At 25.8% G+C, this 21,280-nt stretch carries 18 protein-coding genes and 1 other RNA gene; 4 read left to right on the top strand and 15 right to left on the bottom strand.

The features are described 5' to 3' along the window. Nucleotides 1-51 precede the first annotated feature (51 nt). From JXZ91_RS01615 to JXZ91_RS01625, 3 genes are all read left to right on the top strand, one after another. A complete protein-coding gene (locus tag JXZ91_RS01615; RefSeq protein ID WP_205851278.1) occupies nt 52-783 on the top strand; it encodes a YebC/PmpR family DNA-binding transcriptional regulator in 732 nt (243 codons plus the stop codon). A gap of 111 nt (nt 784-894) precedes the next feature. Further along, nucleotides 895-1,413 (top strand): MAG0490 family ComEA-like DNA-binding protein, encoded by a 519-nt coding sequence (locus tag JXZ91_RS01620; RefSeq protein WP_205851279.1) that lies wholly within the window; start codon nt 895-897, stop codon nt 1,411-1,413. Beyond that, nucleotides 1,338-2,717, top strand: a complete 1,380-nt coding sequence (locus JXZ91_RS01625) for an MAG0480 family ComEC-like protein (protein ID WP_373422508.1) — start codon at nt 1,338-1,340, stop codon at nt 2,715-2,717. Before JXZ91_RS01620 ends, JXZ91_RS01625 begins: the two co-directional genes overlap by 76 nt. Here JXZ91_RS01625 and ligA read toward each other — a convergent pair. From ligA to JXZ91_RS01645, 4 genes are read right to left on the bottom strand one after another with little or no spacing between them, the layout of a single operon-like run. After that, complete coding sequence (gene ligA, locus JXZ91_RS01630; protein WP_205851281.1) at nt 2,696-4,699, bottom strand: NAD-dependent DNA ligase LigA; 2,004 nt, start codon at nt 4,697-4,699, stop codon at nt 2,696-2,698. The genes JXZ91_RS01625 and ligA overlap by 22 nt on opposite strands. Before the next feature lie 3 nt (nt 4,700-4,702). Then, nucleotides 4,703-5,653 carry an energy-coupling factor transporter transmembrane component T family protein gene (locus JXZ91_RS01635; protein WP_205851282.1) on the bottom strand — a complete coding sequence of 317 codons (951 nt, stop codon included), beginning with the start codon at nt 5,651-5,653 and terminating at the stop codon, nt 4,703-4,705. Then, the gene (locus JXZ91_RS01640) at nt 5,653-6,678 is read right to left on the bottom strand and encodes an ATP-binding cassette domain-containing protein (RefSeq protein WP_205851283.1); all 1,026 of its coding nucleotides are present in this window, start codon (nt 6,676-6,678) and stop codon (nt 5,653-5,655) included. The genes JXZ91_RS01635 and JXZ91_RS01640 overlap by 1 nt, the downstream gene beginning before the upstream one ends. Further along, complete coding sequence (locus JXZ91_RS01645; RefSeq protein ID WP_205851284.1) at nt 6,663-7,466, bottom strand: energy-coupling factor transporter ATPase; 804 nt, start codon at nt 7,464-7,466, stop codon at nt 6,663-6,665. Before JXZ91_RS01645 ends, JXZ91_RS01640 begins: the two co-directional genes overlap by 16 nt. Before the next feature lie 179 nt (nt 7,467-7,645). On the opposite strand from JXZ91_RS01645, the gene JXZ91_RS01650 reads away from it, so the two are divergent. After that, the gene (locus JXZ91_RS01650; RefSeq protein ID WP_205851285.1) at nt 7,646-9,700 is read left to right on the top strand and encodes a hypothetical protein; all 2,055 of its coding nucleotides are present in this window, start codon (nt 7,646-7,648) and stop codon (nt 9,698-9,700) included. Between the two features lie 27 nt (nt 9,701-9,727). On the opposite strand, the gene hpt is transcribed toward JXZ91_RS01650, so the two are convergent. The 11 genes from hpt to secDF all read right to left on the bottom strand — a co-directional run bounded on the left by hpt (nt 9,728) and on the right by secDF (nt 21,280). Further along, nucleotides 9,728-10,294 carry a hypoxanthine phosphoribosyltransferase gene (gene hpt / locus JXZ91_RS01655; protein ID WP_205851286.1) on the bottom strand — a complete coding sequence of 189 codons (567 nt, stop codon included), beginning with the start codon at nt 10,292-10,294 and terminating at the stop codon, nt 9,728-9,730. Continuing rightward, the gene (locus tag JXZ91_RS01660) at nt 10,276-10,935 is read right to left on the bottom strand and encodes a deoxynucleoside kinase (RefSeq protein ID WP_205851287.1); all 660 of its coding nucleotides are present in this window, start codon (nt 10,933-10,935) and stop codon (nt 10,276-10,278) included. Before JXZ91_RS01660 ends, hpt begins: the two co-directional genes overlap by 19 nt. 173 nt (nt 10,936-11,108) lie before the next feature. Continuing rightward, nucleotides 11,109-11,993 carry a bifunctional 5,10-methylenetetrahydrofolate dehydrogenase/5,10-methenyltetrahydrofolate cyclohydrolase gene (locus JXZ91_RS01665; protein WP_205851288.1) on the bottom strand — a complete coding sequence of 295 codons (885 nt, stop codon included), beginning with the start codon at nt 11,991-11,993 and terminating at the stop codon, nt 11,109-11,111. A 5-nt stretch (nt 11,994-11,998) separates the two neighbouring features. After that, complete coding sequence (locus JXZ91_RS01670; RefSeq protein ID WP_205851289.1) at nt 11,999-12,175, bottom strand: DUF2188 domain-containing protein; 177 nt, start codon at nt 12,173-12,175, stop codon at nt 11,999-12,001. Nucleotides 12,176-12,404: 229 nt separating this feature from the next. Beyond that, nucleotides 12,405-12,790: a transfer-messenger RNA gene (gene ssrA / locus JXZ91_RS01675) on the bottom strand. 7 nt (nt 12,791-12,797) lie between these two features. Further along, a complete protein-coding gene (smpB, locus tag JXZ91_RS01680) occupies nt 12,798-13,229 on the bottom strand; it encodes an SsrA-binding protein SmpB (protein ID WP_205851290.1) in 432 nt (143 codons plus the stop codon). Nucleotides 13,230-13,261: 32 nt separating this feature from the next. Next, nucleotides 13,262-15,406, bottom strand: a complete 2,145-nt coding sequence (gene rnr, locus JXZ91_RS01685; protein WP_205851291.1) for a ribonuclease R — start codon at nt 15,404-15,406, stop codon at nt 13,262-13,264. A 3-nt stretch (nt 15,407-15,409) separates the two neighbouring features. Then, entirely contained in the window at nt 15,410-15,664 is a 255-nt protein-coding gene (secG, locus tag JXZ91_RS01690) for a preprotein translocase subunit SecG (RefSeq protein ID WP_205851292.1), read from the bottom strand. Continuing rightward, nucleotides 15,657-17,342: an aspartate--tRNA ligase gene (aspS, locus tag JXZ91_RS01695; RefSeq protein WP_205851293.1), complete on the bottom strand. Its 1,686-nt coding sequence runs from the start codon at nt 17,340-17,342 to the stop codon at nt 15,657-15,659. The genes secG and aspS overlap by 8 nt, the downstream gene beginning before the upstream one ends. After that, nucleotides 17,342-18,601, bottom strand: a complete 1,260-nt coding sequence (gene hisS, locus JXZ91_RS01700) for a histidine--tRNA ligase (RefSeq protein ID WP_205851294.1) — start codon at nt 18,599-18,601, stop codon at nt 17,342-17,344. The genes aspS and hisS overlap by 1 nt, the downstream gene beginning before the upstream one ends. 36 nt (nt 18,602-18,637) lie before the next feature. After that, entirely contained in the window at nt 18,638-21,280 is a 2,643-nt protein-coding gene (gene secDF, locus JXZ91_RS01705; protein WP_205851295.1) for a protein translocase subunit SecDF, read from the bottom strand.

Below are 21,280 nucleotides of genomic sequence, written 5' to 3' on the forward strand. Positions count from 1 at the left end.
ATAATGAACAAATATTATTTACTAAATTTATTTTTATAGAATGGAGCAAAAATGGCAGGACATTCAAAATGAGCTACAACTAAAAATCGCAAGGCTGCAATGGACTCAAAAAGAGCAAAAATGTTTCAAAAATTTTCAAAAGAAATAATTGTTGCAGCGTCTTTAGGTGGACCCGATCCTGATTCAAACCCCTCACTAAAATTAGCAATTGCTAAAGCTAAAGCTAAATCTATGCCAAAGGCAAATATTGAAAAAGCCATTGCTAAAGTATCTGGCGCATCTAAGGAAGCTGTTAATTTTCAAGCGTATTTATATTCAGGTACAGCTTTTGGTGGTATTAACTTTGTTGTAAGCTGTCTAACTGATAATTTCAATAGACTAGCTTCTAATATTAAACATTATTTTAATAAATACAATGGTCAACTAGGTAAACAAGGAACAGTACCTTATGTATTCGACCAAAAGGGTTTAATTGAATTTCCTTCAGATGTAGCTTCTGAAGAAGAAGTAATGATGATTGCTTTAGATGCCGGTGCTGAAGATTTTAAGATGGAAGATGATTTATATATAATCACAACTCAACCTTCTTCTTTTCAAGCAGTTAAACAAGCATTGGATGAAGCTTTGGCAATTGAAAATTATTCGACTGCTGAAGTTACATATATTCCTAATTCAGAAATAGAAATTGATGCAGAAAAAGCAGAACAATTAGAAAAATTTGTAGATTTTTTAGAAGACGATGAAGATATTCAAGAAGTTTGACACAATGCAATTTTTGAATAAAATAATTAGCAAAAAAATTGATTAATCTTAGATTAAATTTCTAGGATTATTTTTTTCTCTTATTTTTCTTCAAAAACATAAAGTTAAAATTATTTTTTTTATATTTAAAATATGAAAATAAAATTAAACAAGAAAAAACTCGCTTTAGGCTTAAGTTTATTTTTGCTTTCATCATCAATTTTGATTGGAGGCATTATTATTAAAACACAAATAATTGATAAACTAAAGCCAAATGCAAACAAAGAAATTGAAAACAAATATATAACAGTTAAAGTCTCAGGAGCAATAAAGTATCCTGGTGAATATTCAATTAAAAAAGGTTCAACATATCAAGATGTTTTTAAAGAATGCATATTACTATCGGGCGCTGAATTAAGTGGAATTAATCGACAAGAAGTTTTGCTAGAAAATAAGAATATTTATATTCCATTTTTAAAAGATAGAAAGCTAAAACTTAGCGATATTACGAATGCTGAAATACTAATTAAAATTGGACTAAAACCTGGTATAGCTAAAAAAGTATTTGATTATTTAAAGGATAATAAAATTATAAGTTGAGATGAAGTATTAAAAATACCAGGAGTTGGTGAAAAAACTTATTTATTACTAACAAAAAATATAGCTATATAAATTCAATTTTTCCTAGTGTTTTAGCTAGTTTTCTTGTTGTTTGTATATTTTTAAAAATCAGCTACTTTATTACTATTCCTCTTTTAATTGTTGTTTGCTTTTTAAATAGTCTAAATTTAAAGTTTTGAAATTTATTTTTATTTTTTAGTGTTATTTTAGTAATTAGTTTGCTTATATATCAATTTTTATTTAAAAAGTATGACGGTCAAGAAATTGAAGGAAATTATGAACTAATCAAGAAATACAAAAATAAACTAATTTTTAGATATAAACAATTTAATTTTCAAGTAAATATTAAGGATAATAAATTTAATTTAAATGAAAATTTAAAAATCAATCTTCTCTTTTATGTGTCAGGAAAAATGCAAAAGTTGAATGAAATTAGTTTATTTAATATAAGAAATCAAATATTTTACAATTTTAATTATTCAAATTTAGCATATATAAAAGAAATTCCAAACAGCAATTTTATTTATCATTCTAATGAAATTGTGCAAGACTATTTAAATATTATTGTATTAAATAGATATTCATATGTAAGTTCAATATATAAAAAATTAAGTGATTTAAATATAATTCATTTTTTTACTATTAGCGGGTTTCATTTTAGTTTAATATATTCTTTTTTATCTTTCATTTTTAAAAAAATCAAAATTAAAAAACCATATAATGAATTAATATCATTAATGTTCTTGCTAGTTTATTTAATAATATTAGGTCACAAAATTAGCGCAATAAGAGCAATGCTTTTTCTTTTAATAAATTTTATTAATAAAAACTTTTTAAAATCAAAATTTAGCAAAATATCATTACTAGCAATTAGTGCTCTAACAATGAGTTTATATAATCCGTTTGAATTTTTTTCATATTCATTTATTCTTTCATATATAATTACACTTTTAATATTAATTACATATGATTTGTGCAAGAAACTAAATATTTATGCCAAGAATATTATTGTTATTTTAGTTGCTCATTTGAGTTCGACTCTAATTATTCACACTTTTAGTGATAAGTACAATATTTTTTCAATTTTTATTCAAGTTTTAGTAGCCCCTTGAATATCATTTAATTTTATTATCAGTATATTATTATTTAAAACAGGTTTTTTAATTGAAAAAATTATTTTAATGATGGATAGTTTTTTAAATTTACTTAACACTTCTAATTTTTATTGATATTTCAAAATTTCAAATGAAATTTGTATATTACTTATATCTTGAGTGTTGATTATTAATAGAATAAAAATATTTGAAATTTTTGCAATTCCAAATATTAAACGTTATTCATTAATTAATTCATAAAATTCATTTTCATCAATTACTTTGATTGAAAATTTTTTAGCTTTAGATAATTTTGAACCCGCATCTTCTCCCGCTAATAAGTATTTAGTGGTTGATGAAATGCTAGAAATAACTTGGCCGCCATGGCTTATAATAAGTTTTTCAAAATAATTTCTAGGTTTAGAAAGCTTGCCTGTAATAACAAAACTAAGATTTTCTAATTTATTGCTAATTTTAGATTCCTTGTATTCTGGATTAAGTCCTAATGATATTAAATTCTTAATTAATTTTTGATTCTCTAAGTTTGAAAATCAATCAATTAAATTATTTGTTATTTTAGAGCCAAATTCATGATAAGAACTAAATATACTAAAATCAAAAGTTAAAGCATTTTCAAATTTTTTCAATTTAGAAGCAACAAATTTTGCTGTTTTGGCGCCTATTAACGGTATTGAAAGGCCAAAAATTAGCTTATCTAAGGATTTGGTCTTTGATTCTTCAATCGAAAATAGCATTTTTGAAATTGATAATTTTCCAAAACCTTCAATTTTGATTAATTCATCTTCATGATCTTTTAGTTTAAAAATATCTACAACATTTTTTATAAAACCTAATTTATTAAAAGTGATAATATTTTTTTCGCCTAATGTATTTATATCTAAACCTTCTTTAGAAGCAAAGTGTATCAATTTTTTGACTTTAATTTCAGAACAGTTTTCATTATTACAATATTGTTCTAAAAAAGTTTCATTAAAAACTAATTCACTATTACAATAGGGACAATTTTTAAAGTAATTGAATGGTTCTAAATTATTTTTGTTAGCAATGCCAATTACACAAGGTATTATTTCACCGGCCTTTTGAATGTAAACTTCATCGCCTATATTTATGCCTAAATCACTTATAAATTGAAAATTGTTTAATGTTGCAAAAGCCACTTTGGTGCCTGATATTTCAACTTCTTCTAAAGAAGCGTTATAAGTAATTAAACCTGTTCGACCTACTGTAATAAAAATGTCTTTCAATAATGTTGAAGCTATATCAGGCTCATATTTAAAAGCAATGGCTGAATGAGGAAATTTAGAAGTGGTTCCAAGTTTTTCGTAATATTTAAGCTCATTTAATTTAATTACAATACCATCTGTTTCATAATTTAAGAGTTTTCTTTTTTGTTTAAATTCCTTTATATAGTTTTCGATGTCTTCTAAACTATGAACTTTTTGAGACTCAGCTGTAATTTCAAAACCTAATTTTTTTAGAAAATTAAAAGATTCTTCCATAGTTTTGAGCCCATGTTTTTCAGCTAAAACTACATAATATAAAAACGCAGATAATTGTCTTTCTCTTACAATAACAGGGTTAAGCTGTCTTAATGTCCCAGCAGCTGCATTTCTTGGATTGGCCATTGCGGGTTTATTTTGTGCTAATAAATTTTTATTCAAAGCATCAAATTTATCTAAAGCTAAAAATACTTCGCCTCTAACTTCTAAATCTTCGAAATAATTAATATTTTTAGGAACATTTTCAATTTGCAATATATTTTGAGTAACATCTTCGCCAACTAAACCATTTCCTCGAGTTAAAGCTTGAAATAATTTACCATTTTTATATTTAATTGAAATTGAAAGTCCATCAATTTTAGGTTCTATAAAAAAACTAAAATTTTTGGCTATTTTCTTAATATTTTCAATAAATTTAATAATTTCTTCAATTTTGTATGCTTTATTTAAAGAAAGCATAGAATGTTCATGTGATACTCTTTTAAATATTTTAGCAGCATGAGCATTAATACGATTAGTAGGAGATAATTCTAGTTCCTCATCACTAAAAAGAGAGCTATATTCTTGCTCTAATTTTTTTAGTTTATTGAACTCTATATCATATATTTCATCACTAACAATCGGATTGTCCAAATCATAATAATGTTTATCTCATAAACTAATTTTGTCTTGTAATTGCTTGATTTCTAATTTTATTTTTTCATTATTAGTCTTATTAGTCATATTCTAAACTCTTTGGAATGTTAATAATCATCAAGAAGGTAAATAAACTTGGTCAATCTTAGTAACTATAATCATTGATGTTAGACCTACAAGTATGATAGTTGTAATAATATCTCTTCAGTTCGGTCTTAAAACACGATAATGTGTTCTTTTTGAATATGGTTCATATCCTCTTGAAGTCATAGCATCCGCTAGATCATTTGCTTTATTAAATGATGAAACAAACAATGGAATCATTAAAACTATAAAAGATTTTGTTTTATCTTTAAAACTTCCATTTTTAAAATCTATTCCACGACTAGATTGAGCTTTCATAATTCTTCCCGCTTCATCTAGTAATGTTGGAATAAATCTTAAAGCAATTGAAATAATCATAGTTATTATTTCTGTTGGAATTTTAATTAATTTCAAGGGATATAACAAATCATTAATTGCTCTAGTTAATAGCACAGGTTTTGTTGAAACTGTTAGAGATGTAGTTATTAGAATAACTCCGTATATTCTTAAAAAGATGGTAACTGAGCGATGAATTGTAAACAAATTTAATTGGAAAATTGATTTTACATCATTTTTAGGGGCCAAATATGTAACATTAACAATTAGTTTTCCTCGATAAATAACATATGCATCAGCATTAACTTCTGAAGAAAGGGGAATATATTTATCAACATCATTAAACATAACAGCACCTTTGACTGTAAACATGTTAATAATTAATAAAAATAATGCAATGTATAATGGTAACTTTAGTTTTTTAAATACAGATTTAACTGATTTTGTTGCCAAAATATATATTACCATACTTAAAATTACTAAAACTCCTAAGGTTAAATAATGTTCAGCTAGAAAAAATAAAACAATAAATAAAATGTTGCCTAAAAATTTTAGACGAGGATCTAATTTATGAATTGGAGTATCAATGTTTAAGTACTTACCAATAATTGACTTATTCATTATTTTGCTCCTTTTTTAGATCTTATTTGTTTATTAATTTCATTTGCTAGTTCATTAATATTTGTTACTTTTCCAATATTAAAACCTTTTTGTTTTAGCTCTTCTACATAAGAAAGCAGTTTGGTAGGAATTAAATTGTTCTCAATTAAGAATTTATTATCATTCAAGATATCATAAGTATTGCCATCTCTAATAATTTTGCCCTGTTTTACAAATATTGTTCTATTTGTTCATCTTAAGGCATTATCTAAGTCATGAGTAACAATAATTATTGTTGTTCCATTTTTATATAAGTTATAAAACAGTTGCAACATATCTTCTACACCCTGAGGATCTAGCCCGGCTGTAGGTTCATCTAAAACCAAGAATTTTGGTTCCATGGCTAAAATTCCTGCTAGTGCAACTCTTCTTTTTTGACCTCCAGAAAGATTAAAGGGACTTCTTTGTAAATAATCTAAGGGTAAATTAACTAATTCTAAGTATTTAGCAGCCAAAGCTTTAGCTTTTTGTTTTTTAACACCCATAGATACAGGACCAAAAATAATATCTTTTTCAATTGTTGATTCAAATAATTGATATTCTGCGAACTGAAAGACAACACCTACTTGTTTTCTTAATGATTTTATATTTTTTATCTTAGACTTTGTTTTTTTAACATTTATGTCTGTATATACAATTTCTATTCTTTCTTTTTTAGGGGTTGATTTTCATTCAGATAATTTTGTTAAATAATCTTGAAAATCTTGTTTATATAATTCCTCTGATTCGTATTTTTTTCTATCTGGTTTGGATGGTCTTGAACGTTTTTTATCTTTTGGAACATCATAAAAATTAATTTGGCCAGCATCTGGAATTAATAATGCATTAAAATGTTCAATTAAAGTTGTTTTACCTGAACCAGTAGGTCCAATTATTGAAATAGCTTCGCCTTCTTTTAATTCAACACTTACTTCATCTAGAACTTTTATATAAGTTGGTAATTTTTTATTGTATTCCTTAGTTATTTTATCTACTTTAATTTGCATAATTTCTCCAATAATTCTTTACCATCGTAAGTGGGCTCAACGCCATTTATTAATTGACTTAGTTTATAAATGAAAGGCGAATCTATTTTAGCTATTTCAATAATTTCTTTATTATTTAAAATTTCAATTGGTTTTCCTTGAGCTATTACTTTACCTCCTGAAAAAACAATCAATTTATCTGCCAATAATGCTTCATCCATATCATGAGTGATTGAAATTAATGTTTTTTTTGTTTTAGCATGCAAATCATGAATAATTTTATAAATATCATTTCTTCCTTTAGGGTCTAACATTGAAGTTATTTCGTCAAAAATTATTATTTTAGGATCTAGTGCCAAGGTTGACGCTATGGCAACTCTTTGTTTTTGGCCACCTGATAAATTCTGAGGTTCATGGTCTAAAAAATCGCCCATGCCAACTTCATTAGCATAGTTTTTAATAATTTCTTCCATTTTTTCATGAGACATGTTTTTATTTTCAAGACCAAAAGCAATATCATCTTCAACGGTTGAACCAATAAATTGGTTGTCAGGATTTTGATATACAATTCCTATTTTTCTTCTAATTTCTTTTAGATTTTCAGAATTAATTTCAATTCCATCAATAAGTATTTTTCCACTGCTTGCCTTATAAATAGCAGCTAATAATTTTGAAAAAGTACTTTTTCCCGAACCATTGTGACCTAGTATTGCTACATATTGGCCTTCATTTATCGTTAGATTAATATTGTCTAATGCTAGCTTAGGTGCGCCAGGGTATTTATAACATAACTTCTTTATTTCAATCATATTGTTATATTATATTAAAAAGATAAAAATATAGTTTAAACTGGAAAACAATTTGAGGGAAAAATTGTGCTTTTTATTAATGTATTAATAAGTTTGTGTAAACAACTAAAAAGTTTAAGTTTTTCAAAAACCTAAATTTGTGTTAAAATTACCTTATATCAAACAACAAGAGGTTATATATGAACAAAAACAAAAAAACTATGCTGATTTTAAGTTCAAGCGCATTGCTAGTTCCTGCAATTGCAGCTATTTCAGCAAAATGTAAAAACGATGAAGTTCCAAATACAAAAACAGAAGAGCAAATTAAACAAGAATTAAACGAATTAGCTAAAAATCTTGATATAAATATTGATTCGACTAAATATACAATTGAAGAAGCTTTAGATATTAACAAATATACTTTTACACTTGCTAAAGAATACAAATTGGAAGCTAACATTGTAAAAAAAGGTACTGATAAAGTTGAATTAACTTATACAATAAAATCAATAAAAGACAACATTTCATCAAACCCTTATAAAAAAGAGTTTTCTAATTTTGTTAATCCACACACTGAAACAGAGCAAGAAAAAATTAATAGAATTGCTAGAAATCTAAGCATTACATTAGATAAAAAATTCGGAATAGATGATGCTTTAAGTATTTCAAATTACAAATACACACTAGAGCATCCATATAAACTAAAAGCTACTATTACTAAAAAATCTAGCACAGTTATTGTTTTGAAATATAAGATAATAAAACCGGGCACTCCAAAAATTGAATCTGAAGAAATTGAAAAAGAATTTTTATTTGAGATTAAAAATTTAGGTGAATGAAAAGACACTCCAGCAGAAGTAAATGGATTAAATTTTGATAAATACTCTGCACTAGGATCATTTTATAACATTAACAATAAAATGACAGTTTCAGAAGCTTTAGAGATACTAAAAAACAATAAAACTTCTGGAAATATTAAAGTATCTAATGTTGTTTTTGAACAATATGATGAAAGTAATGGTAATTTAAAATTAAAATTTGATTTAGAAATTGAAGGCAACAAAATAAACACAGGTTTAGTATCTATTTTTGGTTTTAAAAAGATTGAATCATTTGATATTAGTCTTATAAATGTAGAAATATATCGTGACAAACTAATTAAAGAAAAAAAACAAATATCTGATATTGAAAACAATAATTTATCTGAATACTTAAAATTAATTACTAAAGATGAAACAAATCAAAATGTTAATATTTTAGATTTAACTAAGAAATATCCAAATAATTATGTTGTAACAAAAGCAATTACTTTTACAAATAATAAAAAAGAAAAAGTTAATTTCGAAATTGAAACAAGATATAAAAAGAAAACTAGTGCTGCTCAAGCAGAAGAAGTTGTCGTTAAAAAAATTGATGGTATAGCTAAAGAAATATTAAAAAGTAAAATTGAAGTACAAGAAATTTTGAACTACATAATCGATAATGAAATTGAAGAAAAAGACATTGAAAACAAGCAAGATAAATATGCTTCTTCTTATCTATACAGGAACAGAATTCTAGATCAAATTGCTTCTGATTTTGTTGTTAATAAAAAACAAGATTATTGAGATAATGGTTCAAGAGCCATTGAGTTTGTAACTCAAGAAAATTGATTCAAAATTGATGATAACTTAGGAAAAATTGAACTTACTTTCAACCTAAAGGTCACAATTGATGGAAAAACTCACCTATCAAAATATCGTACTTTTGAATTTTTAGGTTTTAAAAAATTAGATGAAAAAATTGTAGATGAATTTCAATTAAATTTTAATCAAAACGAGAATAATGCCAAAAACTTTTTTGAAAAAATAAAGGCAGAATATAAGAAGAATCCAGGACAAGGTTTTACATTAGATAAAAATTGAGTGGGAACAAATTTAATGTTTGGATATGAAAAACAATTTCTAAGAACCGTTGGTGTTCATCCTCATAATAAATTAGAATATCAAAAAAGTTCAATACTAACACTAAATCTAGGTGGAGAAACTGTTGAAAATGCAATACAAAACAATACACAACTAAAGGGACCTGGAGCTAGATCAGAATTCGAAATTGTAAACTTATATGCTTATTTTAAAAACATTACAATTGAATCTATAGAATCAAATAGAGTTTATTTTAAATTAAATTATGATCTTAGAATTAACATTAACTCTCATACAAAACCTTTTGTAGAAAAAGAACAAAGTGTTTCATGATACTTCAATCTACCATAATTTAAATAACAAAAAATCGGGAAATCATTATTCCGATTTTTTAATCATGTTTCTTTTGATTGTTCCAATATATGGTAATTGGCGCATTTTTTCTTCTCAATCAAAGCCAAAGCCTACAACAAAGTCATCTTTATTAACTAAAAACCCAAAATTGTCTGGCTCAAATTTAACTATTCTACCGCTAGGTTTATTTAAAAGTGATAAAACTTTTAAACTCTTAGGGTTTCGAGATTTTAGAATTGATACTACTTTTGTCATCGTTCTAGCTGTGTCAATTATATCTTCAACAATTAAAACATCTCTATCTTCAATATTGTTAACTAAATCTAAAATTATTTTGACATTTCCGGAAGATTTATCAGTTCCCTCATATGAACTTGTAATCATAAAATCACTAACAAAATCAATATCAATGCTTTTAATTAGTTGAGCATAAAAAGGAAGACAACCTTTTAATAATCCGACAATTATTAAGTTATTGGAATGCTTGTATTCTTCATTAACTCATTGGCTTAATTCATGTATCTTATTTTCTAATTCTTCTTTGGAAAATAAAACTTTTTCAATTCGGTTATCTATTTTTTGGTTTTGCATTTATTTTCCTCTTCATCAATTATTTGAACTACTCTATTATAAACTTCTTCTTCGTTTAAATCGTTGGTGTCTAATATTTTGAAATTTAAATTGTAAGTTTCTGCCAACTCTTTAAAAAGTTTAAAATAATTTTCATGTAAATTTTTAAAGTAGTTGTAATTTAAATCTCAGTTTTCAATTTCGCTTTTTCTTCCTCTTTCAAAAATTCTCTTTTTGAATGTGTCAAAATTTATATCCAAAAAGATTACTAAATCAGGTAATTCTTTTTTTGTTATAAGTTTAGAAAATAAAGCATCATATGCTTCTAAATATTTAGGTTCTTTTTCTTTTAATATCAGTTTAGCAAATATATAGTGTTCAATTGAAAAACGATCTAAAAATAAGTGTCTATTGTGATCTGTTTTTTTAAGTAATTCTTTATATATTTCATCAAATTTTGCGCTATGGTTTTCAATTATAAAGCTTTGAAAACCTATTGTTAAATTAGGTTTCTTTTCATAAAGTCATTTTAAAAAAGTATTAAAAACTTCATCATTTTCATCAAACTCATGCAAGATTAATGAGTTTGGGTATGAATCATTTAATTTTTTAGATAGCGAACTTTTGCCGGCAGCTATCATGCCGCTTATGCCAATTATCATATTACTCCTTCTTAATTTAAAATTTATTTAAATTATTTTACTAAACTTTAAGTTATAAAGTACTATTTTTTGTACAAAAAAACAACTAAAATAATTTAATCAATTTTTGGCAAAATTTCTTTTAAAATCATAAAAAGTAATAAAATAATTTGCCATCATAAATAGCAAATTTTTTAAAACTGTTTTTTGTAGTTTTTTAAGATATTTTCATATAGATTCTTGTTATTTTGAATGTCATATGACTTAATTAAATTTAGTATTAGTCCAATAATAGTCATTGGGCCAACTCCCCCAGGTACAGGACTTAAATATGAAATAGGTGTTTTAATATTATTAATATCAACATCACCAACAATATCATTATTTATTCGATGAATTCCGACATCTACTAAAATTACATTGTTTTTTAAATTAATGTCTTTTAAACAATTTCTAGTGCCTGTTGCAACTATAACTATATCATTATTAGTCATATTGTTTTTTGGTGTATTTTTATCATATCTATTAACAATTAATCCTAATTGCTCAAAGTAATTAGCTAAAGGCCTGCCTACTATTTTGCTTTGACCAACTATTCCTATAGTTTTATTTTTAAATTCAATATTATATTCTTTTAATAAAAGTAATATGCCTAAGTCTGTAGCAGGAAGAAATGATTCAATTTGAGAGATGTAATTAGATGATTGATTTGCATCATTTAAACCATCTATGTCTTTAATTTGAGGAATTTTATTAAGTATTTCATCAACATCAATTTTATTTGATGCGTCCATAGGTAATTGGACTATAAAACCTGTTGTTATTTCATTAAGTTTTTGAATAGCTTCAATAATTTCGACTTGAGTTGAACGTTTAGATAATTTTATAAACTCTGTGCTTATACCTAGTTCATGTGCTGCTTTTAGTTTATGCTTAATATAAATATTAGATTCTTCCAAATCACCAACTTGTAGAATGCCCAAAATTGGCATATTATTTAATGCCAATTTTTTAAGTTCATCTCTAATCCTATTTTTTAGCTTTTCAGAAGTCTTTTTTCCATCTAAAATCTTATACATTTAAATTATGCTTTTCTAAATGCACCTTTTCTGCTTTGTACATTGGTGCCTGTTGTATCTTTTAGTGATCTAGCATAATCTATTGCTTCTTTTTGAGTTTTAAAAATTCTAATTGCTTTCTTACCTTTTGGGTTTTTTACTGCTCAACCATCGGGGTGGTTAACTATTAATCTGACTGCCACAAATTGCCTCCATTATTACTAATTTGAAACTTATTAAATAAATTATAAGTTAATTGTCCGTTTTTCTTAGAAAATAAGATTGTTTTTTAAAAAAACAATTATATAAAGATTTAATCTGACCTTATTCAATGATTAATTAACGAATTAAAAAATTATTTGGTTCTTATTTCGATTTGCTAAAAATAAAAATATTGGCACTTTCTAAGTACCAATTTGGCGATTTATCATTTGGTGGAGATGCGGGGAATCGAACCCCGGTCCACACACTCTAGTGAATTTGATTCTACAGTTTAGTTTATTTTTGATTAACTTGCTACTTTAAAATAAACAAAAATCATAACAAGTTTTAGTTTGCTTTGTCATTTAGCTATAAACTAAAAAGTCACTAAATCAAAGCCCTCCAACAAACATTCCTCAACCGGGCTAATCAAGGGTTTGACCAATTACAAATTAAGCGTAAACTGGGTTTGAGTGATTCATCATAACATTTGTCATCATGAATTCTTCTTGTTTTTTGTTTTCTAAGTTTGCATTTAAAAAGCCTAGAAAGTATTATGGTCTACAAAACCACTGCTACAAAAGCATTCGAGTGCCTGTCGAAGCCATTACACCCCCGTTTGTATTAATATAATGTCTTCAAATTTCTTTTCAAGTCTTCTTGTTTAATTTTTTCACGTTTGTCATATTTCCTTAACTTTTTAGCTAAGGCTATTTCAATCTTTATATTGTTATTAATTCAATACAAAGAAATCGGAATAATTATCAACGATAAACGATCACAAGTGTTTTTCATTCTTAAAATTTCATTTTTGTGCATTAAAAGTTTTCGAGAACGGTCTAAATCACCTTTTACTAACATATACTGAGATATGTGAGCATTATTTAGCCAAAGTTCATTTTTAGTACTAATTGAACAAAAAGCGTTATCCAATTTTACGTTTTTTGCTCTTAAACTCTTAACCTCTCATCCTAGTAATGAAATGCCGGCTTCATATGTGCTGTGAATTTCATAATCAGATTTGGCAAATTTATTTTTAACTATTAACTTTGACATAAGTTAAATTATAAGATATAAAAAAAGAAATACTAACACAATTGAGCGTTAATATTACCTTTTTCACGTTCGATGCTTACAATTTTAATTCTGCGATTATCACCGACTTTAAAATTTAAATGTTGGCCCTTAGCTTCAAAATTAGATACTTTTAGTACATAATCATTTAAGTCTTCAAATCTAATTAAAACACTAGTTTGATATTCATTAATATTAAAGAATATACCAAATTTCTCAATCGAAACTAAAGTTGCAATAAATTCTTTATTAATTAAATTATTAAAGAATTCGGCTTTTCTTATATCTACAATATCTCTTTCAATAGTCATAGCTATTTTTTCAGATTCTGAATTTAACGCTGCTATGCTTGAAATTTTAGATTTAAGCTCACTAAAATCATTAATGTTAAATTGAGCTTTAGTTTTATTAAATAAATATTTCTTAATTATACGGTGTAATAACAAATCGGGATATCTTCTTATTGGCGAGGTAAAATGAGAATAATGTTCAGAAGCCAATCCAAAATGTCCTATGTTATCAGAAGAATAAATTGCCTTTTGCATTGTTCTTAAAAAGGCATTTTTCATATATTCACTAGAGGTATTATTTGATATTTCATTTACCATTTTAGCAAAACTTAATGGCTCACCATCATAAGGAACTTTTATATGTTTTAAACCCGAAAAATTGATTAATTCTTGTAATTCAAGTAATTTCTCTGAAGATGGTTTATCATGAATTCTATAAATTGAAGGAATTTTGTTTTCTGTCATCATGGAAGCCACTGTTTCATTTGCTCTAACCATGAAATCTTCAATCATATTTTCACTTTCGCCTTCTTCGCGAATGATAATGTCTTTTACAAAGCCATTTTCCATTACAATTTTTGGTTCTTTAATATCAAAATTCACATATCCTTCAGCAATTTTATTTTTTCTAATAAGTTTAGATATATCCCTAGCTATGTTTAGCATACTTTCAATTTCAGGTTTCAATGATATTTTTTTATCATAAAATTCATTAACTTCCTTGTAATTAAGTCGATAATCTGAATTAATAACACTTTCATACAATTCTTGTTTAACATTTTGACCTATAGGATTTATTTCTAATTCCAAAGTAATGGTATTTCTATCTACATTAGGATTTAGTGAACAAATTCCATTTGATAGTTCAGTTGGCAACATCGGAATAACTTTGTCTGGTAGATAGATACTTGTTCCTCTTTTTAGCGCTTCTTTATCAATTGCACTATCTTCAGGAACATAATACGAAACATCAGCTATGTGAATAAATAGTTTTGTATTACCATTTGGTAATTTAAAACAAGAAATTGCATCATCAAAATCTTTTGTATCAAGACCATCAATAGTAACTGTTAATATATTTCTTAAATCACGTCTATTGCTAATCTCTGTCGCACTAACTTTTTTAGGCAATTCAAATGCTTCAACTAGAGTTTCTTGGTTGAATGAAGTGTCAATTTCATTTTCGGCTAATATTTTTTTAAATGGATATTCAAAATCACTTTTTGTTGTTAATATATCTTCATACTTAGCTATTACTGCTTTATCATTTGGTTCTAAAACTTTTAATTTAATAATTTGATCTTCAGTTATATTCTTAGGAATTTGCATTCAATTTAAAATTTCCACCCTAGCTGAGGATTTTTCATTCGAAGCTACAAAATTATATTTAGAATATTCATTCTTTATTCAAGAACCAGTAATTGTTTTAATTTTGTGTTCTATTAATTTAACAATTTTAGCTCGATATAATTCTTGATTTTCTTCATTATAATATGCAAAAATTTGTGCTATCACTAAATCACCATCTAATATATTTTTGATTTGAAATGGAAACAATATTGCTGATTTAAGTTCATTATTTCTTTGGTCTTCAAAATCAATAAAACCTAGGCGTTTATTAGTAATCGAAATTCTTGTTTCTAATTCACTAAGAAAATAAAGAGGGAAGTATTTATCTTCTTTATTTATATCAATTTTATTTTCTTGAACAAGAATTTTTAGAAGTGTTGATAGCTCATAATTTTGTGAATGATGTATTTGTAATTTTTTGGCAATTTGTAAAAAATTTAGACCTGATTTGTGATTTTGAATAAACTTCAAAACGCTTTCAGAGTCTAAACTTTTTCTTTTATTATTTTGAAATTTCATTTGTTAGCCTCTTTGTATAAGCACTCTTAATACAATTGCAAATACAAATAACAACACTCCCAAAGAAATCATAGATCATTTTAAAACCTTTTTAATTCCACGTTCTTTTGATACTTTAAATAAATCAAGGTCATTGCTTCCAACTAAGGCACCACTAAAACTATTTGAATCTGGAGCCATCATAAATGAAATACCCACAATTGCTAAAGAAATAAATATTGTTATAGATACTAATACTCATAAACCGGCACTACTCATTTTTATCTCCTTGTTTTTTAATTTCTAATCCGTATTCAAATAATTGTTCTTTAGTTACTTCTGAAGGCGCTGAAGTTAATAAATCTACACCTTTTGCATTTTTTGGAAACGCAATAACATCTCGAATTGAAGAAGATTTTGTTAATATCATTAAAACTCTTTCAATTCCAAATGCTATGCCACAATGTGGAGGAAGACCATATTCAAATGATTTTAGGAAAAATCCAAATCTTGAATTTTGCTCCTTTTCTGACATATTTAGTATATCAAACATTTTTCTTTGTGTTTTTAAATCATAAATTCTAATTGAGCCAGATCCTAATTCAAAGCCATTTAAAACAAGGTCATAAGATTTAGCCTTAACTTTTGAGTATTCTTTTGAATCTAGATATTTAAGTGTATTTTCTTCAAATTGTGTAAATGGGTGGTGTGCTGGTGCATAAGTTTGGTTTTCTTTATCATATTCAAACATAGGTCAATTTACAATTCAAATAAAATTTAATTTATTAGGATCGGCCAAATTATAAATTTCATTTAATAATGTTCTAATTGCACCTAATGATTTTAAAGCATCTTCTTCATCATCAGAAGCTGATACAAGACCAAATTTTGAAGTTTTTGATTTACAAATACTTGATAGATGATTACTAAAATCACATTTAGGAAAACTTAAGTCTAAAATTTCAAAGAAATCTCCATTATTTTTCTTAAATGTTTCATTAATTATTTTGATGTGTTCAGTTACATCACGATCAAATATAATTGCTTTAACATATTTCTTTTTGAACTTTGAACTAAATTCAGCTGAATAATCTTCAATTAAATATTCATAACGCGTATCTGGCTTGTCATTTCCATAGTGTTTCATTGCATAATCAAAATCCATGCGAGGAAAGTTGTTTTCAATTTTATAACCTAATTCATTTAAAACATATACTCACATATCTTCACATATTTTGAATATATCTTCTTGATTAGCAAAAGACATCTCAATATCCAATTGTGTAAATTCGGGCTGTCTATCTTTTCTTAGATCTTCATCTCTAAAAACTCTAGCTAATTGAAAGTATTTTTCAAGTCCTCCTGCCATTAATAATTGTTTAAATAATTGAGGCGATTGTGGTAGGGCAAAAAACTTACCTTTTCGTCTTGTTGGAACTAAATAATCTCTTGCTCCTTCAGGTGTTGATTTAGCTAAAATTGGTGTTTCAACTTCAATAAAATTTTCTTTATCAAAAAAGTTTCTAATTAATAATAAAAGTTTATGTCTTAGTTTCAAATTATGTAGAACTTTAGCATTTCTGATATCTAAAAATCTATATTCCAGTCGCAAGTCCTCATTAGCTGAATTGTCACGGTTGTCATTAATATCAAAAGGAATTTGTTTTGAAGAATTTAAAATTTCATATTCTTCAACTAAGATTTCAATTTCTCCTGACTCTAATTCTCTATTAGCTTCAAGTCTTTTTTGAACCAAACCTTTAACTTTTATACAACTTTCTTTGGTTAATAAAGGATCGACTATATTTTGAAAAACCAATTGTACAATTCCACTTGAATCTCTCAAATCAATAAACATTTGGCCTTTAAATTTTCTTTTATTAGCAATTCAGCCAAATAATTCAACTTCTTGACCAATATTATTAATATTTAGTTTAGAACAATAATTTTGCTTCATTATAATACTTCCTTTATTTTTTGTTTAAAGCTTTCTAAACCAGTATATTCAAATTCAAGTTCTTTATTCTTAGATTTTAGTTTTATGTAATTAGGTTTTGAATTCAATTCCTTAAATAATAATATCTTAGGATTGTGCTTAAAATTAAGCTTAAAAAGTTGTTTTATATTTATTTTAAAATTCTGAAATTCAACACTAAATTCTTTACGCAAGTCATAGACTATTTTAATAATTTCATCTTTTTCATCTTCATTCAAATAACCAGCTAAAATTTCTAGATTATCTTTTAAATTATCGTATTTGTCCAAATTATAATTAATGATTTCAACAAGTCTATCAACGCCAAAAGCAAAACCTATTGAACCAATATCAGGTCCTCCAAATGACTTAATCATGCCATCATATCTTCCACCACCAAGAATGGTCGACTTTGATCCTAAAGCTTTTGAAGTTGATACAAATTCAAATACTATATCAGTATAATAATCTAATCCTCTAACTAGATAAGGATTTTCAACATATTTAATTTGGTTTTTATCTAATAATTGCAACAGTTGTTTATAATCATCTTTTTCTTTTTGACTTAAAAAATCCACTAGTTTTGGAGCATTTTTTACAAAATCTTTTTCAATTTCATCTTTATCGTCTAAAATTCTCAAAACATTTTTTTCAAGTCTGATTTGTGATGTTTCACTTAATTGTGATTTATATTCCAAAAAATATTTTTTCAAACTATTAACGTAGTTATTTCTAGTTTCAAAATTACCTAAATTGTTGATTTCTAGTACAAAGTCTTCAACTTTTATTTCTTGTAAGAAATCATATGCCAATTTTATAATCTCAAAATTACTCAAAACACTTTTAGGTTCAATTAATTCAATTCCACCTTGAATAAATTGTCTATATCTACCTTTTTGAGGTCTTTCATATCTAAACATGGGACCAAAATAGTATAATTTTGCATTTTCTAAATTATTAATTTTGTTTTCGATATAAGCTCTAATGACTGCAGCTGTTCCTTCTGGTCTCAAAGCAATAGTACGATTTCCATTATCTTTAAAAACGTACATTTCTTTAGTTACAATATCGCTTGTTTCACCTGTAGCTCTAACAAACAAATTATAATCTTCAATAATCGGAGTTTCAAGATGCTTATAGTTATATCTTCATGAAACTTTTTCAAAAGATTTATGAATGAAATCGATAATTTTTGCTTCATTATTGTAAATATCTTTTGTACCTTTTAGCCTACTAAACATCTTTTACCTCCATAATTTAATTTAATATTTTTATATTTATATTGAAAAATCATTTATACCAATAAATGTTTGTTCTTGAATTTTTTCTGTATTTCAAAAATCATTTTGAATTCTTTTTAGCTTATTAGCATATTTTAAATTGGTTAATGATTCTCATATTTTTGGCATTATGAATAAATTTAAATATCACAATGCAATGAAACCTACACCAATTGCCATGATTGCACTAAATGATATTGTTACCAACAAGAATGGTGCAGAAATCATGAAGCCGATTGCTATTAACATATTAATTCTTTGAATTGGTAATGTATCTGTTAATAATACCTTAAAAATAGTATGAACTTGTTCTGGTGTGTATATGTAATTTTTTGTATTTAAATCCTTTTTAGTTTCCGCTTTAATTCTAGATGCATTAATTGCAGAATCAAAAATATTAATAAATGAAATTAATACTAGTGAATCATAAGCCTGAACATTCATTTTGGTTCTAAATATTGCAAATGAAGCAAGTAAAATGCCAATTAGTAAAATTTGTTTAATAAAGAATATAAATGCTGCTTGAAATGAATATCTAAATGATAAATAAATAATACTACTTATCGTAATAAGCACTAGTAATAAAGTGTTTCAACCAATTGCATATCCTATGTTAGTTGCTCCTAAAACATTTGCACTTCTAACTAGTTCAACATCGGTGTAACCTTTAGAATTAAAGTAACCAACTAAATTAGTATCCATAAAATCATTTAAATTAACTTTAGAATTAACAATAATTTCATTAAAACCTTTTTCACTATTTAAGGTTAATTTAACTAATGCTTCAGGGTGGTTTGAAGTTATATAACTGTTTAAATCAAGTAATATTTTTTGATGTGTTTCTAAGTTAGATTCATTTTTAAGATTAATACCAATTGAATATATGTGATTATTGTAAATTTCTGAATTAACATTTAAACCAGCAAAACCGTGATTTTCTTTAATAGCAAAAGAACCATATACAATTATTCCCACAACTAAAAATACAATTACAGGAATAATAAAATATTTAGCTTTAAATAAAACTTCAATTTTTGCTAAGAGTTTGCACTTAGGAACTTTTTTAGTTAAAAGTCAATTCGTTTTTTTATCAAAAGATTCAGTTTGTATCAAAGCTCTTAAAACAATGGTGTTTAAACCTATTAATATTAAACCTATTAATAATACACCTATTCCAACTAGTGCACCTATGGTTGAAGAATGGTTTACATTTAGATAATAAGTAATTATTGCACCAAGACCCATAATTGCAACTACATCTAAACCAGAGATAAAAGTTTTTTTGGTAGCTCTATTAATTGCTTTGTTAGGATTTGCGCCTTCTAACATTTCTTTACTAAAGATTTGAAGTTTTTTAGCAATGATGTTAAATGCCACAAACATGATTAACATAATTGAAATAACAACTAATGAGTTTATTGCTAATCCAAAGGCAGTAATTATTGATAAGAATACAAATAATAGAAATGCCATGGCAATTGATGAAATAGCACCCATCATTCTATGTTTAATTATTAGATATAGTGCTAATGTGGTATATAAAATAACTATTGCTAAGACAAATGAATCAAATTTGTAAACTGGTTTTAGTTCATAATAAGAAAATTGTTTAGTCAATGTAAACGGTGTATATGAAAAGTTAATTAAAGAAGCTAATTGACTATTAGAATATCCATTTGGACTATTATTAATTAAATAAAACACTGAGTCTCTTTTTTGCGAAGAAATTAAAGAGATTGGTGAAGTTGCTGATATTAAATATTTTTGTGCAGTTATTGAATTTTTTAAAATAGGATCAATCGAGCTAATAACATTACCTTTTTTATCCTTTTTTTCTTCAACATCAGGATTGTTATTTACATAAGCATATTTAACAGGATTTTTTCCTGCTTTTTCTCAACCTTCTTTGTCATTGGTTTGAGCATTATGTATGAATTCATCAATATTTAATCAAAAATAAATTTTGTTTTGTGAAAGAGTTGGACCACCTTGACCTTGTTGAAAACTTTTTAATCAATAATCAAAAGCTAATCTTGTAAATTGATCTCAAGCATAATCATTTAATTTAATTTGGATTCTGTCTGCATAACCTTGCGGAATTTTTGATATTGCAGGATTTGCATCTAAATCCATGTTGAAGTTTTGAGCACCTTCAGCAATTAATTCATCTAGTCCATGACTTGTAGCACCTTGGCCTTGATATTGACCTTTATAAAATAGGGGTTGACCTTTATGGTCTGTTATTGTTAAATATGGTTTTTTAGTAAGTGAAGAAATTAATTCTTGTTGCAGTTTATCATTTGTAGCTAATAAACTCTTCACTTCTAATAAATCACTAGATAACAAACCAACATCAAAGTTTGATGTTAGCTTATCATTTTTTTCTTGTAGATAATTTTTAACTATATTTGCTATTTGACTTGGTTGTAATTTTTCCTTTGGACTAACTAAATTTTTATCCTCATCGATTCTAAGGGTTACTTTTGAGCCCACAATCTGGTTATTTACAATATTACTTTTTTTAATATTTGGCCCTAAATAAAATATTGAACCAAAAATTAAAGAAATAAGCATAGCAAAAATTATAAAAATACTAAAAGCTCATTTTAAAGCTGGACTAATTCTTATTTTTTTATTCAT

This window comes from Mycoplasma enhydrae, from assembly GCF_017116825.1.
GTDB classification, from domain to species: domain Bacteria; phylum Bacillota_I; class Bacilli_A; order Mycoplasmatales; family Metamycoplasmataceae; genus Metamycoplasma; species Metamycoplasma enhydrae.